Annotated in this window: 16 protein-coding genes; 10 read left to right on the top strand and 6 right to left on the bottom strand. The window is 67.7% G+C overall.

The genetic code is table 11. The features are described from left to right. Positions 1-3 precede the first annotated feature (3 nt). Entirely contained in the window at positions 4-1,185 is a 1,182-nt protein-coding gene (gene lhgO / locus VGP60_RS25265; protein WP_327550570.1) for an L-2-hydroxyglutarate oxidase, read from the bottom strand. A 110-nt stretch (positions 1,186-1,295) separates the two neighbouring features. Beyond that, entirely contained in the window at positions 1,296-2,411 is a 1,116-nt protein-coding gene (locus VGP60_RS25260; RefSeq protein WP_327550569.1) for an amidohydrolase family protein, read from the bottom strand. 93 nt (positions 2,412-2,504) lie between these two features. Here VGP60_RS25260 and VGP60_RS25255 point away from each other — a divergent pair, with 93 nt between their 5' ends. The 4 genes from VGP60_RS25255 (at position 2,505) to VGP60_RS25240 (ending at position 6,516) form a co-directional block, all read left to right on the top strand. Then, positions 2,505-3,635: a DegT/DnrJ/EryC1/StrS family aminotransferase gene (locus tag VGP60_RS25255; RefSeq protein WP_327550568.1), complete on the top strand. Its 1,131-nt coding sequence runs from the start codon at positions 2,505-2,507 to the stop codon at positions 3,633-3,635. 25 nt (positions 3,636-3,660) lie between these two features. Continuing rightward, entirely contained in the window at positions 3,661-4,590 is a 930-nt protein-coding gene (locus tag VGP60_RS25250; protein WP_327550567.1) for an NAD-dependent epimerase/dehydratase family protein, read from the top strand. A 67-nt stretch (positions 4,591-4,657) separates the two neighbouring features. After that, positions 4,658-5,857, top strand: a complete 1,200-nt coding sequence (locus tag VGP60_RS25245; protein ID WP_327550626.1) for a glycosyltransferase family 4 protein — start codon at positions 4,658-4,660, stop codon at positions 5,855-5,857. A 2-nt stretch (positions 5,858-5,859) separates the two neighbouring features. Further along, the gene (locus VGP60_RS25240; RefSeq protein WP_327550625.1) at positions 5,860-6,516 is read left to right on the top strand and encodes an acyltransferase; all 657 of its coding nucleotides are present in this window, start codon (positions 5,860-5,862) and stop codon (positions 6,514-6,516) included. Here the strand turns inward: VGP60_RS25240 and VGP60_RS25235 are convergent. The 4 genes from VGP60_RS25235 to VGP60_RS25220 form a co-directional block, all read right to left on the bottom strand. Next, positions 6,476-7,522: a hypothetical protein gene (locus VGP60_RS25235; RefSeq protein ID WP_327550566.1), complete on the bottom strand. Its 1,047-nt coding sequence runs from the start codon at positions 7,520-7,522 to the stop codon at positions 6,476-6,478. The two genes, VGP60_RS25240 and VGP60_RS25235, sit on opposite strands and share 41 nt — an antisense overlap. Further along, positions 7,435-8,472, bottom strand: a complete 1,038-nt coding sequence (locus tag VGP60_RS25230; protein ID WP_327550565.1) for a transporter substrate-binding domain-containing protein — start codon at positions 8,470-8,472, stop codon at positions 7,435-7,437. Before VGP60_RS25230 ends, VGP60_RS25235 begins: the two co-directional genes overlap by 88 nt. 106 nt (positions 8,473-8,578) lie before the next feature. Further along, on the bottom strand, positions 8,579-9,541 hold the full coding sequence (locus tag VGP60_RS25225; protein ID WP_327550564.1) for a Gfo/Idh/MocA family oxidoreductase: 963 nt from the start codon (positions 9,539-9,541) through the stop codon (positions 8,579-8,581). Further along, positions 9,538-10,644, bottom strand: coding sequence for a DegT/DnrJ/EryC1/StrS family aminotransferase (locus VGP60_RS25220; protein WP_327550563.1), 1,107 nt, complete (start codon positions 10,642-10,644; stop codon positions 9,538-9,540). Before VGP60_RS25220 ends, VGP60_RS25225 begins: the two co-directional genes overlap by 4 nt. Positions 10,645-10,901: 257 nt before the next feature. Between VGP60_RS25220 and VGP60_RS25215 the strand changes: the two genes are divergently transcribed. The 6 genes from VGP60_RS25215 to VGP60_RS25190 are packed head-to-tail and all read left to right on the top strand — an operon-like array spanning position 10,902 to position 16,368. Then, on the top strand, positions 10,902-11,636 hold the full coding sequence (locus tag VGP60_RS25215) for a UDP-N-acetylglucosamine acyltransferase (RefSeq protein ID WP_327550624.1): 735 nt from the start codon (positions 10,902-10,904) through the stop codon (positions 11,634-11,636). Positions 11,637-11,648: 12 nt separating this feature from the next. Continuing rightward, positions 11,649-11,894 carry an acyl carrier protein gene (locus VGP60_RS25210; RefSeq protein WP_327550562.1) on the top strand — a complete coding sequence of 82 codons (246 nt, stop codon included), beginning with the start codon at positions 11,649-11,651 and terminating at the stop codon, positions 11,892-11,894. Then, on the top strand, positions 11,887-12,648 hold the full coding sequence (locus VGP60_RS25205) for an SDR family NAD(P)-dependent oxidoreductase (RefSeq protein ID WP_327550561.1): 762 nt from the start codon (positions 11,887-11,889) through the stop codon (positions 12,646-12,648). The genes VGP60_RS25210 and VGP60_RS25205 overlap by 8 nt, the downstream gene beginning before the upstream one ends. Then, entirely contained in the window at positions 12,645-14,039 is a 1,395-nt protein-coding gene (locus VGP60_RS25200) for an AMP-binding protein (protein WP_327550560.1), read from the top strand. Before VGP60_RS25205 ends, VGP60_RS25200 begins: the two co-directional genes overlap by 4 nt. Then, positions 14,036-15,115 carry an acyl-protein synthetase gene (locus VGP60_RS25195; protein WP_327550559.1) on the top strand — a complete coding sequence of 360 codons (1,080 nt, stop codon included), beginning with the start codon at positions 14,036-14,038 and terminating at the stop codon, positions 15,113-15,115. Before VGP60_RS25200 ends, VGP60_RS25195 begins: the two co-directional genes overlap by 4 nt. Next, positions 15,112-16,368 (top strand): acyl-CoA reductase, encoded by a 1,257-nt coding sequence (locus VGP60_RS25190; protein WP_327550558.1) that lies wholly within the window; start codon positions 15,112-15,114, stop codon positions 16,366-16,368. Before VGP60_RS25195 ends, VGP60_RS25190 begins: the two co-directional genes overlap by 4 nt. Positions 16,369-16,416 lie beyond the last annotated feature (48 nt).

Here is a 16,416-nt window from a genome sequence, read left to right as displayed (position 1 = left end):
CACTCAGCCGACCTGGTCGGCCACGTACTTCGCGATCTCCAGCGCGCTCGTGGCGGCGGGTGACGGCGCGTTGAGGACGTGGACCTGGTTCGGCGCCGACTCGATGAGGAAGTCGTCGACAAGCGCGCCGCTGGGCAGTAGAGCCTGCGCGCGGACGCCGGAGCCGTGACGCACGATGTCTTCGGGCTGCACGGCCGGAACGAGCCGCGCGAGACTGGCGGCGAAGCGGCGCCGCGAGAACGAGCGGCGCACCTCGTCGAGCCCGGTCGGGTACGCGTACTTCTTCGCGAGCTTCCAGACCCCGGGGAACCGCGCGACCTCCGCGAGGTCCTTCGCGGAGATGTCGCCCCAGCCATAACCTTCGCGGCTCAGCGCGAGGACCGCGTTCGGCCCGGCGTGGACACTGCCGTCGAGCATGCGGGTGAGGTGGACGCCGAGGAACGGCAGCGACGCGTCGGGTACCGGGTAGATCAGCCCGCGCACCAGATGCCGCCGCTCAGGGCGGAGTTCGTAGTACTCGCCGCGGAACGGCACGATTTGCGCGCTCGGCGTCAGCCCGGCCAGCCGCGCGACCCTGTCCGACTGGAGCCCCGCACAGTTGACCAGCGCGTCGGCGTGGATGACGTCGTCGCCGGTCGCGACCTCGACCCCGCCTTTTGAGCCGGCCCGGATACCGAGCGCCGGTGTGTTCAGCCGCAGATCCGCACCGGCTTCGTCGAGCAGACGGACCATCGCGGTGCAGACGGCGGGGAAGTCGATGATCCCGGTGGACTCCACCCGCAGCGCCCCGACACACGCGACCTCGGGCTCGTACGCGGCCGCTTCACCCGCGGAAATCATCTTCGCCGGAACCCCGTTGGCCTCCGCACGCTCCGCGAGGACCCTGAGCGCGGGCAACTCCGACTTCCGCGTCGCGACCACCAGCTTGCCGCACACCTCGACCGGCACCCCGTACTGCCGCGCGAAGTCCACAATGGACCGATTGCCGGTGGTCGACATCCTGGCCTTGAACGACCCCGGCTTGTAGTACAACCCGGCGTGGACGACGTTGGAGTTGTGCCCGGTCTGATGGGCCGCCCAGCGGTCTTCCTTCTCCAGCACGGTGACGTCCGTACCCCGCCTGGTCAGCTCCAACGCCACAGTCAGCCCGAGTATCCCGCCACCGATGATCACCACGTTACGCACCGCTCGAGGCTACCCGGGGCGAGGGCGATGACAGGGACAAGTTGTGCGGAAGGCGCGGCTTGGGTGGGTGGCTCGTGAGCGGCAACAAGTGTTCTAACACTCTTTGCCACTCACGACCCCACGCGCTCAGCCCGCCCGTTGTGCCAGACGGTCTGGATGCGGCGTTCGACATCGCCCAGCCCGGTTCCCCGCAGCAGCACCAAATCCGCCCGCAACCCGGCCTCGATCCGCCCGCGGTCGTGGTCCAGCCGCAGCAACCGCGCGGCCTCCGAAGTCGCCGCCCGCAACGCCCCCGCCTCACCCAGCCCCGCCTCGGCGAGCAGGCGAAGCTCGGTCAGCAGGTCGACATGCGGCCGAGGCGCCATGTCCGACCCCGCCGCGATCGGCACCCCGGCCGCCATCGCCAGCCGCACCGACTCACGATGCGCCCGAGCGTGCTCGTCCGGAATCGCGGCCAGTGTCGGCACATACCAACATCGGTTCGCCCGCATTGCCTGCGCGGCCTCGGCATCCAGGAAAACGCCGTGCTCGATGCTCCGCGCACCAGCCATCGCCGCCGAGATCGCCGACCGCGAAGTGTGCGCGTGAGCGAGCACGTCCCGCCCACAACGCCGGGCTTCGTCGACGAGCGCACTCAGTTCCGCATCCGTAGGACTGACGTCGCGGCGTTCGGCGAGTGACCACATCGCCCCGCTCGCGCCCACCTTGATCCAGTCCGCGCCCGCGCGCACCATTCGGCGGACGGCGGCACGCGCGCCGTCCGGGCCGTCGAACAGCGGGTCCGGCAGCGAAGGGTCCTCCAACGGAGTCCCGGCGTCCGGGTCCCAGTTGTCCCCGAGGCCGCCGGTCGGCGAGAGCTGGCGCAAACTCACGAGCAGGTCCGGGCCGGTGATCCAGCCTTCCCGCAGCGCGTGCACGAACCCGGCGTCGGCGCCCCACGCGTCGCGGACCGTGGTGACGCCTCGCGCCAGCAGTCGTCGCAGGACTGGCACGGCTTCCAGGATCCGGGCGCTGCGCGGCAGGCTTTCCGGACGCGGGAAAGCGACGTGCGCGTGGCAGTCGATCAGGCCGGGGATCAGCACGCTGCCGGTGCAGTCGATGTGGTCGGCGGCGTCGAGGCCGAGCCCCACCGCGGCGATCCGCTCGCCGTCCAGCAAGACGTCGGCGCGAGTGGTGGTGCCACTGTCCGGATCGAGGACCAGACCACCGGTCAGAAGCGAAGTCATTCCCCGAGACTAGATGCCCCCCGGGCCAGGCTGACGAGCCTCTATACACTTCAGCGCGTCCCTCTGCAACGGGACAGGGGCAACGGGAGAGGTATGACTGACATTATCGCCCTTGGCCAGCCGACCGTCGGAGACGAGGAGCTCGCCGCGGTGGCGGAGGTCTTCCGTTCCGGGTGGCTGGCCGGCGCCGGGCCCGCGTGCCGCCGGTTCGAAGAGCGGTTCGCGACGGTCGTCGGCACGCAGCATGCGCTGAGCACCAGCAACTGCGGGTCCGCGCTGTTCCTCGGGCTCAAGGTCCTCGGCGTCAAGCCGGGCGACGAAGTGATCGTCGGTGACTACACCTTCCCCGCGACCGGGCACGCCGTGCTCCAGGCCGGGGCGACTCCTGTCTTCGCGGACGTGCGCCCGGACATCTGGAGCGCCGACCCGGCCGCGATCGAAGCGGCCATCACGCCGCGCACGGTCGGCATCCTGGCTGTCGACGTCGCCGGGCAGCCCGGTGACTTCGACGAGTACCGCGCGATCGCCGACAAGCACGGCCTCTGGCTGTTCGAGGACGCGGCCTGCTCGGCAGGCGCGACGTACAAGACGCGGCCCGCCGGGAGCCTCGCCGACATCGCGGCCTTCTCGTTCCACGGCCGCAAGGGCATCACCGCCGGTGAAGGCGGCGCGCTGGTCTCCGACAACGAAGACTTCATGGCGCACGCCCGCAAGCTGCACACCTACGGCATCGAGCCCGCCATCACCCGCGAGGGTTCCGGCGAGCTGCCGATCCCGAGTTTCCACGAACTGGGCTACAACTTCCGGCTTTCCGACATCCAGGCCGCGATCATGGGCGTCCAGCTGACCAGGCTGCCCGATCTCCTGGCGGCCCGGCGCTCGGTCGCGAAGCGCTATCACGAGGCTTTCGACGACCTCGCCGGGGTGACCGTCCCGGTCGCGCTGCCCGATCGCGAACATCCTTGGCAGGCCTACATCCTGACGATCGCGCCGGAGATCAGCCGTGACGCCGTCGCGCTGCGTCTGCGCGAACAGGGTGTCCAGTGCAACTTCGGCACGTACGCTTCGCATCTGCAGCCGTTGTACGGCAAGACGGAAACGCTGCCGGTGTCCGCGGACATCTTCAAGCGCCACCTCGCCATCCCGATGCACGCCAACCTGACCGACCTCGAGGTCGAGCGGGTAGCCGAGACCGTCCGCACCGCTGTCACCGCACTGTCCTGAAGCCACAAGGGAGAAACCGCAACACATGTCTGACAAGAAGGTCTTCTTCACCGGCGGCGGCGGGTTCATCGCGGGGCACGTGATTCCGCTGCTGCTCGACGGCGGCTATTCGGTGCGCATCTTCGACAACATGACCCGCGGCGACCGCGCCCGCGTGAACGAGTGGGTCGCCGGTGGCAAGGTCGAACTGATCGAGAAGGACGTCCGTTACGGCGGCGGCGTGCGTGAGGCCATGCGCGGCTGCACCCACGTGGTCCACTTCGCGACGGTGTCAATCAACAAGTCGATCGCCGACCCGCACGAGTCGGTCGACATCAACATGACCGGTAACCACAACGTGTTCGCCGCCGCGGCCGACGAAGGTGTCGAGCGGCTCGTGTTCGCCTCGACGGCGTCGGTCTACGGCGAGCCGAAGACCCTGCCGATGCACGAGGACGACGAGCTCCGCCCGCTGACGCCGTACTGCATCACCAAGCGTGCCGGCGAGGACCTGCTCGGCTTCTACGAGCGCCAGAAGGGCTTGTCCTGGAACGCGTTGCGCTTCTTCAACGTGTACGGCCCCGGCCAGAAGAGCGAGGCGTACTACACCTCGGTCATCAACCACTTCATCACCCGCCTGCGCGCCGGCCAGCCGCCGATCATCGACGGCCGCGGCGACCAGTCGATGGACTTCGTGCACGTCCACGACCTCGCGCGGTCCGTGGTGGCGGCGCTGGAGTCCGAGCAGTCGAACCTGCCGATCAACATCGGCACCGGCATCGACACCTCGGTCGCCACGCTGGCGCGGATCCTGATCGACGCGGTCGGCGTCGACGTCGAGCCGCAGTTCAACGAGCGTGACGTGCTGGTGTCGCGCCGCGCCGCCGACATCACCCGCGCCCGCGAGGTCCTCGGCTGGGAGCCGAAGATCGCTGTGGAAGACGGCATGCGCCAGCTGGTCAAGGACTACAAGTGACTACCGCCGACGTACTTTTTCCCGCGGAGGCGTCATGACTACGGCCGGGCCCGCTGACGGCCGCGCGATGCGCATTGTGGTGGTCAACAACTTCTTCCCGCCTCGCGTGGGCGGAAGCGCGCACATGGCCGCGTCGCTGGCGGAGCAGTACGCCGCCAGCGGCCACGAGGTGCTCGCGATCACCGCGGCCTACGACGGTGCTCCGGCCGACGAAGAGCGCGATGGTTATCGTGTGGTCAGAATGCCGGCGATGAAGATGCCGCAGCTCGGGCTGTCGATCGACTTCGACATGACCTTCGCCGCGGTGCGTCCCGGCAACTGGCGCAAGCTGTTCAAGCTGCTCGACGAGTTCCGGCCGGACGCGATCCATCTGCACGGCCAGTTCTTCGATCTGTCGTGGATGGCCGGGCTGTACGCGCGGCGGCGGAAGCTGCCGACGCTGCTGACCATCCACACGCTGCTGATCAGCGACAACAAGCTGTACAGCGGGGTTTTCCGGTTCTTGGACGCGGTGCTGGTGCGCCCGCTGCTCGGCGTGATGAAGCCGCGGTACGTCATCCTGGACAAGCTCGGCGTGGATTACTGCGTCGAGAGGTACAAGACCAGCGACGCGAACTCCGACTACTTCCCGATCGCGGTCGACACCGGCAACTTCGACAAGCCGCTGACCAAGGACGTCCGCGCCGAGCTCGAACTCGGTGACGCCCCGCTGATCGTCTCGCTCGGGCACGTCATCCCGCTGCGTAACCGGTTGCCGCTGATCGAGGCGCTTCCGTCCATTTTGGACAAGCACCCGGCGACCAAGGTGATCATCGTGGGTCACGTCTACCACGACGGTTTCCTCAAGCGGGCCGAGGAACTGGGCGTCAAGGACGCCCTGATCCTCACCGGTTTGGTGCCGAAGGCCGATGTGCCGTCGTACTTCGCGGCCGCGGACATCGTCACACACGACCTGAACGGCGGCTGTGGCACGGCTTCGCTCGAAGCGATGCTCTCGGGCACGGCGACGATCGCGTCGGTGACCGAGGACAACTACCCGGGTATCGAGCTCCGCAATGGAGAGAACATTCTCCTTGTCCCGCCGGACGATTCGGCCGCGGTGGCCGAAACCGTGCTCGGGCTGCTCGACGACCCGGAGCGCCGCGCGGCCATCGCCAAGCGGCAGAGTGCCATGGTGCGCGCCAACTTCAGCCTCGACGTCGTCGCCGACGAGCACCTGCGCACGTTCGAAAAGCTGGTCGCCGACGCCGCTCCGGTGCGTTCGTGAACATGTTCTTCGACGACGAGCGCAGCAACAGGCTGCGTCCGCAGATCCTCAACGACCTCGTCGGCCAGTACCTGAACGACGCCGAGCGCGCGAAGTTCTACGGCCTGCCCGAAACCACGCGGGTCCGCGAGCGCGTCAAGATCGTCAGCCCGGAGAACCTGACGATCGGCGAGCACTGCTGGATCGGCGAAGGCGCGGTGCTCGACGCCAGTGGCGGCCTGGAAATCGGTGAGCACACCAGCATCGGGCTCAACACGCTCGTGTTCACCCACTCGAGCTGGCTCGCGAACATGACGCTGCAGAACCACTCCGGCAGTGACCTCATCGAGCGCAAGCCGGTCAAGATCGGCAAGGGCTGCTTCATCGGCGGCCTGGTCGTGATCATGGCCGGGGTGACGATCGGTGATTTCGCCACCGTGCAGCCGAACTCCGTGGTGGCCAAGGACGTTCCGGCGCGTTCGCTCGTCGCGGGCAACCCGGCGCGCGTGTTCCAGCGCTACGACGACGAGTACATCCAGTCCGAGGTCGAGCGCGTCCGCACCGAGAACGAGCGGCGCCGCAAGCTCGCCGAAGAACGCGGTGCCGACACGACCACCTGGGGCGCGCCCTCCGGAGACTTCACGGAACCAAAGGACGACCGTCGCACCGAGGGTCCTTAGCCCGCCGGGTTTCCTTGGCCGGCAACAACCACTGCAACGCCGACTGCTCGATCGACCACCGTTGCACCTCCACCGCGCTGTTCGGAATCGCTTCCGCCCCAGGGCAAAGCACCTTCGACGCCACCCGCTCGTTCGGCACGAACCGCACGGCGCCGTCGTTGTCCAGCAGTGTGGTCATGGTGTCGTCCACCGTCACCACACTGCCCAGCACGACCTCCGCCCGCTGATCAGGACCGTGTTCCAGCTCCATCGCCACCGTCGGCAGCACGGGCGCCCGCAGGAACACCGCCACGAGCAGGAACGGCGCCAGCAGCGCACCCGCGGCGGCCGGTGCGTGCGTGGACACGCGGGCGAAGCGCGGCGGGATCGGCCCAGTGAGCAGCGGTGCCAACGCGGGCGGCACCAAGAGAATCAGCACGAGCATGCCCTCCCCGCGGGAGAACGCGTCCCCGATCGCCGGGAACAGCCAGACGTACTCGAACAGCGCCATCGCCACCGGCAACCCGATGCACACGGCCCAGATCAGCCGCGGCCGATCGGGATTGCGCAGCCGTGTCGTGAGCCCGACGATCACCACGGTCACCATCGCGAGCGCCGGCAGGAACCGCAGCTGCCACGACGTCGCCGCCCACATGACCGTCACCGCGATCGCCCAGTCCGGTGTCCGCATGGCCGTCTTGGCCAGCCAGGAAGACCTACGCCGTCGCTCTTCGCGGGTGCTCACGAGGTACAGCAGCCCCAGCGCCTGCCCGGCCAGCACGAACACCGGCGGCACCCACATCAGCGTGATCACCAGCGAACTGACCAGGTCGAGCGGGCCGACGTTCTGCACCAGCAGCAACATCGTGTGCAGGTCCTGTTTGCTCAGATGCCACAACCGCAGTACGAGCAGCAGGATCGGGAACGCCGGTAAGAGCGTCAGCGTCCACTGGAAGCCGTGCGCCTCCGACGTCGATCCGTTGCTCCGATCGGGCGGATCGTCCCCGCGAGCCTCTCCCACGGCCATTGCCGAACCTCCACCTCGTCCACGTCCGGCTGTTTGTCGTTGGCCACGGGCTGCGGGAAGCTGGCCCGTTCTTCGGCGCGCAGGTTCCGGTCGTACGCGTCCTCCCAGCGCTTGTCCTCGGGATCGTTGTGCGAGCGGTAAAGCGAAAGGTTGACCAGCTTGGTCAGGTTGTCGTTGCCGCCGGTGTTGACGCCCCACTCCTCGGGGACGGCGAGCCCGATGTCGTGGTGCTGGAACACTTCGGGCTCCAACGCGACGTATCCGGCGAGGATCGCGGCGTCGGTGGTGACCGCGTCGAACTCGTGGTTGCGCAGGCCGGGCAGGCATTCGCTGATCCGGCGCTTGCCGACCACCTTGGCACCCGCGTCGCTGGCCGGGTTCCTGGACGTCGACGTGGTGATCGTGCACACCGTCTTGCCCGCGAGATCGCTCATGTCCTGCACGGCCGGAACGCCCTTGAGCGTCATGACCGACTGCTCGGTGTCCAGGTAGGGCGCGGAAAAGCTGACACTGCGCTCCCGCTCGCGCTCTTCGGTGATGCTGTAGGTGGAGATGACGAGGTCGACGGTCAGGAAATGGCCCTGTTCGTCCGCGGCCCGCATCCGGTTGCGGTCCTCGTTCTCGATGGTCAGGAACCGGACCTCGTTGGGCCGGAAGCCGAGATCAGCGGCGATCAGATACGCGATGTCGATGTCGAAACCGGTGTAGCTCCCCGTTTTCGGATCCTTGAGCGCGACCCCGGGATTGTCGTCCGCGACACCGACGAACAGCTGCGCCTTGCCCTTCAGCCCGGCCTGCTCGCGCAGGTCGTCCTCCGAAGGCACCTGCTGCCACCAGAAATACAGGCCCGCACCGACCACCAAGAGGACCGCGACCAGCCACGCCACCAGCCGGACCACCGACCCTTTGGCGCGTTTGGGCGCCGGAAGTTCCACGTCTTCGTCGGCCAAGAGAGCTCCCCCATCTGCACGCCGTGCAGTTTCGTAAGCAATCTTTTCTACCCCACCGGACCGCTTTCGAACAGTCACAATCCGCTACCAACAGTGGCAGATCAACTCAGACCGGCAGCGCCGCCTGCTTGAGGACCTGCGCGACGACCCGGTGCGAAGGCAAGATCGTATCGCGCTCGGCGGCCGCGTCGACCTTGCCTTCGAGCAGGTCCACGAACCTGTCCAGCTGGGTCGCCAGCGGCTCGCGGGCGCTGATCAGCTCCGGGATCTCGATCACGGTCTGCTGGCGGTAGCCGAGGCCGTCCGGGGTGACGGAGTCGTGCGAGATGTGCCGGTAGATCGTGACGTCCCGGCGGAGCAGGTCGATCTCGATCATCCTGTCCAGCTCGGACACCACGAGCGAGCGGACCTTCTTCTGGCCCAGCCGTGAAGCCGACACCGTCGCCAGTCCGGTCGGGAACGAGAGCACGGTTTCGATGGTGTCTTCGGCGCCCTCGACCGACTGCGGGTGGAAGTAACCCGCGCCGGAGCTGACGCGCGCGGGCGTGGCGCCGCCGAAGAACTGGATCGCGATGTCGACGTCGTGCACCAGCAGGTCCCACGCGACACCGGTCTTGATGCGCGGCGCGTACGGGCCGTGGCGGGTGGCCATCAGGTGCACCGGTTCGTTGACCAGCGCGAGGGCCGTCATGACCGCCGGGTTGTAGCGCTCGAGCAGCCCGCACATCAGCGGGACGTCCTTGGTGGCCGAAAGCCGGACGATCTCCTCGGACAGGTCAAGACTGTTCGCGACCGGCTTCTCGATCAGCAACGGCTTGCCCTGGCCCAGAATCTCCTGTGCCAGCTCGTGATGCACCTCGGTCGCCGAAGCGAGCACCACAGCGTCCACATCGGACAGTGAGCCGAGTTCCGGGCTCCACTGGGTTTCGAAGCGCTCGGCGACCGCGCGGCCGACGTCCTCGCGCGGATCGATGATGCGGGTCAGCTGGACCCGGTCGTTCCCTGACAGCACGCGGGCGTGCAGCGTGCCCATGTTGCCGGCCCCAACGAGGGCGATGCGGTGACTCAAGCGCCGAGTACCTCACGAACGGTTTCGATGATGGTGTCCACGTGGGACTCCGTCAGCTTCGGATGTACCGGCAGCGAAAGTACTTGGGACGCAACGGAAGCGGCCACCGGGAAATCGGCGACCGAAGCACCGGGGATCAGCGGGTGCCCGCGGTAGCAGTCGTAGTCGAAGACGATCTTCGGGTAGTAGATCCCGTTGCCGATGCCCTTTTCGGTGAGCGCGGCGGCGAGTTCGTCACGCTCGAGGAAGGCGTGCGGGCCGACCTGCACGGTGTACTGGTGCCATACGTGCTCGCGGCCGGGAAGCACCTGCGGGACGTCGAGGCCCGGCGTGCCGGCGAGCCCGTCGGTGAGCCGTTTCGCGTTGGCCTGGCGGGCGGCCGTCAGCTCGTCGAGCTTCTCCAGCTGCGGGATGCCGACGGCGGCGTGCAGATCGGTCATCCGGTAGTTGTGCCCGGCGACTTCGTATTGGTAGCGGGCCCGCATGCCCTGGTTACGCAGCACGCGCAGCCTGTCCGCCAGCTCGTCGTCGTCGGTGGTGATCACGCCACCTTCGGCGGTGGTGATGTTCTTGGTCGCGTAGAGCGAGAAGCAGCCGATGCCGAACGAGCCCGCCGGGCGGCCGTCGTAGGAGGCGCCGATCGCCTGCGCGGAATCCTCGACCACGTGCAGGCCGTGCTCGGCGGCCAGCGGCGCCAGCTTGCCCATGTCGGCGGTCTGGCCGTACAGGTGCACCGGCATCAGGACCTTGGTGCGCGGGCCGATCGCGGCGGCGGCGGCGTCGGGGTCCATCGCGAAGTCGTCGCGCCGGATGTCGGCGAAGCGGACCGTCGCGCCGGCCTCCAGGATCGCGTTGAGCGTCGCGACGAAAGTGAAGGGCGAGGTGATCACCTCGTCACCCGGCCGCAGGTCCAGGACCTGCAGGGACGCCACCAGCGCGGTCGTCCCGTTGTTCACCGCCACCGCGTGCTTGGTCCCGGCCACACCGGCGAACGCGTTCTCGAACCGCTTGACCATCGGTCCCTGCGCGAGGGAGCCCGAACGGAGCACCTCGACCACAAGGTCCTCGGCGTCACGGACGTCAACCACGGAAAGGGGGATCATCGGCAGTCTCTCGCTAGTCGCGGGCGGTTCTTCGAATCGGGCGGAGTTTGAATCGGGCAGAGTTTGAATCCGGCAGAGTTTCGCATCGGGTAGATTGAGCCGCCGGTCGGTGCGCCCGGACACCCATTCGTGCCGCAGGCAAAAACCAGCAGATCAAAAGCCAATAGCGGGCCACACGTTACCTGTCGTACGCGGCCGCCCTTGACCCCAGGCTGACTCGGGCACTCGACGAGCAGCCACGACGAATGGACTTCCCCGTGGTGAACCGCATCCACCCGAGCGCCGTCATCGGCCCGGGTGTCGAACTCGGAGCCGACAACGTCATCGGCCCGTTCGCGGTGATCGTCGGCCCCACGGTGATCGGCGACGGCAACTGGATCGGCCCGCACGTCACCATCGGCACCCCCGGCGAAGACCGCGGCGGCCCGCATCCGGTGGCGTGGGACGACGAGCCGACGGGCGATCCCGCCCAGGACGGCCACGGCGTCCGCATCGGGGATCGCAACCGCATCCGCGAATACGTCAGCATCCAGCAGGGCACCTGGCGCCCCAGCCGCCTCGGCAACGGCAGCTACCTGCTCCGCGGCAGCCACCTCGGCCACGACGTCGTCGTCGACGACGAGGTCACCCTCGCCTGCAACGTGCTCCTCGGCGGCCACACGCACGTCTGGTCCAAGGCGAACCTCGGCATGGGAACGGTCGTGCACCAGAAGTGCCGGATCGGGCCCGGCGCGATGGTCGGCATGGGTTCGGCGGTGCGCCGGGAGGTGCCCGCGTTCACCATCAGCGTCGGCAACCCGGCGCGCGTTTCGGGGCTCAACGTGGTCGGCCTGAGCAGGTACGGCCTGGACGAGCCCACGATCGAGACGCTGTCGCCGTGGTTGAAGGGTAAGGAGGGTCTCCCCGGTGACGGGCTGCTCGACCGCCTCGCCCCGGACTTCTCTACCTTGGTGAAGGCGTGGGACGAGCGTCCGCGCTCTGTCGAGCCCTAATTAAGGATCGTGATGGCGGAAATCGCTGGCAAGCTGCGTGAGGTCTTTGTCGAGGCACTGGACCTCGACGCGGACGTCGAGGTCGAGAACCTGAAGTACCGGGAGATCGAGGCCTGGGATTCGGTCGGCCACATGGCGCTCGTCGCGGCCATCGAAGACGAGTTCGACGTGCAGTTCGACACCGACCAGGTGATCGACATGAGCAGCTTCAAGGTCGCCGCCGACATGATCAAAGAGCTGCAGAGCAACGGTGTCTGACGCTCTGGCCGCGAGGCCGGGAACTGATCTCACCGGGAAAGTCGCGCTGGTCACCGGCGGCACCCGAGGGATCGGACTGGCGACGGTCCGCGCGCTCGCCGAGGCGGGCGCCACCGTCGTGCTCACCGGCCGCGACGAAACGGGCGCCAAGGAAGCCGCGGCCTCGGTCGGCGGCACGGTCAGCGGGCAGGCACTCGACGTCACCGACGCCAAAGCCGTCTCGACGCTCGTCCGCGGTGTCGCGAAGGAGCACGGCCAGCTCGACATCGTCGTCGCGAACGCCGGCGTGATGGAAGACGCCCTGCTCGGCATGATCCGCGAGGAACTCGTCGACAGGATGCTCACCACCAACGTCGCCGGCACGATCCACACCGTGCAGGCGGCCGCGCGCGCGATGATGCGCAAGAAGACCGGGGCCATCGTGGTGCTGGCGTCGATCGTCGGCGAGCACGGCAGTGCCGGTCAGGTCGCTTACGCCGCGTCGAAAGCCGCTGTCGGCAACGTGGCGCGCTCGGCGTCGAAGGAGCTCGGACGCTATGGCATCCGCGTCAACGCGGTCGCTCCGGGCGTGATCGAGACGTCGATGACAGCGCACCTCAGCGAAGAGATCCTGGCCGGACGGGTGGAGGACACCTCGCTGCGCAGGCTGGGTACGGCGGAAGAGGTCGCCAAGGTGATCCGGTTCCTGGTCAGTGACGAAGCTTCCTTCGTGACCGGGCAGATTCTCGGTGTCGACGGAGGCTTGGTCCTGTGACTTTGGTGGGTGTTGGCGCGCGGCTGATCGAGGTCGCGAGCGGGCGGACGTTGTCGGGTGAGGAGCTCGACAACGAGGTCAGCCGTATCGCTTCGGCGCTGGGCGAGCTCGCGCCGGGCGTGGTGTTCACGCGGATGTCGGTCGATCTCGACAGCGTCCTGCGGTACCTCGCGGCGTTCGAAGCGGGCCGGGCCATCGCGTTGATCGACCCGTCGCTGGACGTCGACAAGCTCACCGAGCTGGTCGAGCGGTTCCGCCCGGTCGCCGTGCTGGCCGCTGATGGTCCGGCCCCGGCGGGGTACGCCCTCACCGACGGCAACTGGGTGCGTGAGTCCGCCGATTGCGTGATCCCGCATCCCGATCTCGCCGTGCTGCTGCCGACCAGCGGCTCGACCGGGAACCCGAAGCTGGTCCGGCTTTCGCGCGCCGCTGTTCTGGCCAACGCCGACGGCATCGCCGAGGTCCTCGGGATCGACGCCGACGAGGTCGCGCCGACCAGTCTTCCGCTGCACTACAGCTACGGGCTTTCCGTGCTGAACTCCCATCTCGTGCGCGGCGCGACCGTGGTCATCGAGCCGTCCGGCGTGCTGGGGCGCGAGTTCTGGGACGCGGTGATCGAACACAAGATCACCTCGCTCGCGGGCGTCCCGTACCACTACGAAATGTTGCGGCGCCTCAAGTTCGCGCCGGAGAAGTATCCGAGCCTGCGCACGCTGACCCAGGCCGGTGGCAAGCTGCGGGACGAGCTCGTCGCCGAGTTCGACGACAAGATCCGCGCGGTCGGCGGCCGGATGTTCGTCATGTACGGGCAGACCGAAGCCGCGCCGCGGATGACGACGATGCCCGCCGAGCGGCGTTCCGACAAGCCAGGATCGGTCGGGCCGCCGCTGCCCGGCGGGAAGTTCGCCGTCCGGCGCGACGACGGTTCCGAGACCACCCACCCCAAGATCACCGGCGAGATCGTCTACCGCGGACCGAACGTGATGATGGGCTACGCCGAGGACGAGTCGGCGCTGGCCGCCGGGCACGATTTTGGCGGCGTGCTCGCCACCGGCGACCTCGGCTACCTCGACCAGGACGGGTTCCTGTTCATCACCGGCCGGCTCAAGCGCATCGGCAAGGTGTTCGGCCACCGCGTCAGTTTGGACGACCTGGAGCAGGCCGCGCGATCCGCTTCGGCGGAGATCGACGTCGTCGCCGCGATCGCCGCCGGGGACAAGGTCGTGCTGTTCGCGGAGGGCGTCGACAAGGAGATCTGCAAGGCGACTTCGCGTGCGTTGTCCGAGCGGCTCCACCTGCACACGAGCGGGTTCGACGTGCGGCCGATCGACAGCGTCCCGTTGCTGGCCAGCGGCAAGATCGACTACCGGTCGCTGGAGGCCAAGTTATGAGCGTGTTCAGCCTTTCGCAGGCCGAGCGGGAGTCGACGTTGCTGCCGCAGCTCGCCGAGCTCACCGAACACCACCGGGCCCATTCGCCAGGGTACGAACGGATCCTTTCGTCCCTCGGCATCCCCGCGGGCGGCCCGTTCGCGACCATCGCCGACCTGCCGTGGCTGCCGGTGCGGATGTTCAAGACCCACGACCTCAAGAGCGTGCCGGACGAAGAGGTCTTCAAGACGCTGACGTCTTCGGGCACCACCGGCGCGGGTGCGTCGCGGATCTACCTGGACAAGGCCGCGGCGGGCGCGCAGACCAAGCAGCTCGGCGCGACGCTGCAGGAAGTGCTCGGCGGCGAGCGGCTGCCGATGCTGATGGTCGACACGATCGGCATCATCAAGAACCGGCGCTCGTTCTCCGCCCGAGGCGCCGGTGTACTCGGGATGGCCAACTTCGGCCGCAAGCACGTCTACGTTCTCGACGAGAACGACCAGCCGGACGTCGAGGCGGTCAAGAATTTCCTTGCCACCTATGGGGACAAGCCGTTTTTGATCTTCGGTTTCACCTTCATGGTGTGGCAATACCTTTACGAAGTCGCGCGTGAGCACAAACTCGATCTGTCGAACGGAATTCTCGTGCATTCCGGCGGGTGGAAGAAACTCATCGACCGCGCGGTGGACAACACCGAATTCCGCCGCCGGTTCAAAGAAGACACCGGGCTGCACCGGATTCACAACTACTACGGGATGATCGAGCAGATCGGCACGGTATTCCTCGAAGGCCCGTCCGGGAATTCGCTGTACTGCCCCGATTTCGCCGACGTCGTGATCCGTGATCCGCAGACCTGGCGGGAGCAGCCAGTCGGCGTGCCGGGCGTGATCGAGGTGGTCAGCACGCTGCCGCGATCGTATCCGGGGCATGTGCTGCTGACCGAGGATCTCGGTGTCTGCAACGGGATCGACGACGGCGACTGGCCGGGTAAGCACTTCTCGGTGCTGGGCAGGCTGCCCAAGGCCGAAGCCCGTGGCTGCTCGGACACACTGGATCTCAGTGGGACACCCACACCCGGGCTAGGCGCGGCGGCATGAGCCTCACGCAGCGATTCCCCGAGGGCGCCGACGTCGACGTCGATTTGCTGGTCAGCGAGCTGCGCGCGGAGCCCGACGGTGGCCGGCTGAAGGTCGGCGACCCGCGGGTGGTCGAGTTCCTGACGAAGTTCGCCCGAAAGCTGCTCGCTCCGGCCACGGCTCGACGTTATCCCGAGCTCGCGTCGCTGGGTTTCTTTCTGCGTAAGGGAGAAATCGCCAAGGCTCTGTCCAAATTGGACACCGTCGACAACGTGTTCCGGTTCCCGCGCGGACTCGTGTTCCATGTGCCACCGGCCAACGTGGACACCATCTTCGTCTACTCATGGGCGTTGTCGGCGCTCGCCGGGAACCACAACGTGGTGCGGGTTTCGTCGCGTTCGGCTGGGGCCGCGGAGACGGTGATCGAGGCGCTGAACGCCGCGTTGTCCGACATGGACCCGGCGACGGCCCGCGCGATCACGCAGTCGCAGCGCATGGTCACCTACGACCGCAGCGACGAAATCAGTGGCGCGCTGTCTAAGGCCGCTGACCTGCGGGTCATCTGGGGTGGCGACAGTTCGGTCAACGCGTTGCGGAAGTACCCGCTCGCGCCGCACGCCCGTGATCTGACCTTTCCGGACCGCTCGTCGTTCGCGATCGCGTCGGTCCGTGGCTGGCAGGAGGCCTCTGACCAGCAGCGCAGGGTCGCGGCCGAAGGTTTCTACAACGACTCGTATTGGTTCGACCAGGCCGCCTGCTCGTCACCGCGCGCGGTGTTCTGGGTCGGTGACGCCGAGGGCGCGGCCGAAGCCGGGAAGCAGTTCCGCCAGCATCTCGCCGCCGTTCTGGCCGAGAAGCAGCACGTCACGGATGCCGCGATGGCCGTCCAAAAGCGAGTCTCCGCGTATGGCGCGGCCGTGGACGGGCTGATCTCCAAGATCTCCTTCGACGGTGCCGGCGCCGACACGAACGGCCTCGCGACGCTGGAGCTCGTCGATCCGGCGTCGATGCCGCGGGAATGGCTCGGCGCGGGCACCTTCGCCAACGCCCAGGTCGCGACGCTCGCCGAGCTCGTGCCGATGGTGGTGCGCAAGGACCAGACGGTCGGCCAATTCGGTTTCTCCCAGGAGGAATTGGTCGAATTCGCGGCCGAATTGGCGGGTCGAGGCGTCGACCGGATGGTGCCGTTCGGCTCGGCTTTGACCTTTTCCGCGATCTGGGACGGCTACGATCTGCTCGCCGAATTCAGCCGCCTGGTGACGGTCCAAGCCTGAACAGCACGTATCGTGCCCGCGAAGGCCCGTTAGGAGATCGAAAAGCCG

Origin of the sequence: Amycolatopsis sp. (assembly GCF_036008905.1) — a bacterium.
Lineage (GTDB): Bacteria > Actinomycetota > Actinomycetes > Mycobacteriales > Pseudonocardiaceae > Amycolatopsis.
This window is presented reverse-complemented; position numbering and strand designations above follow the sequence as displayed.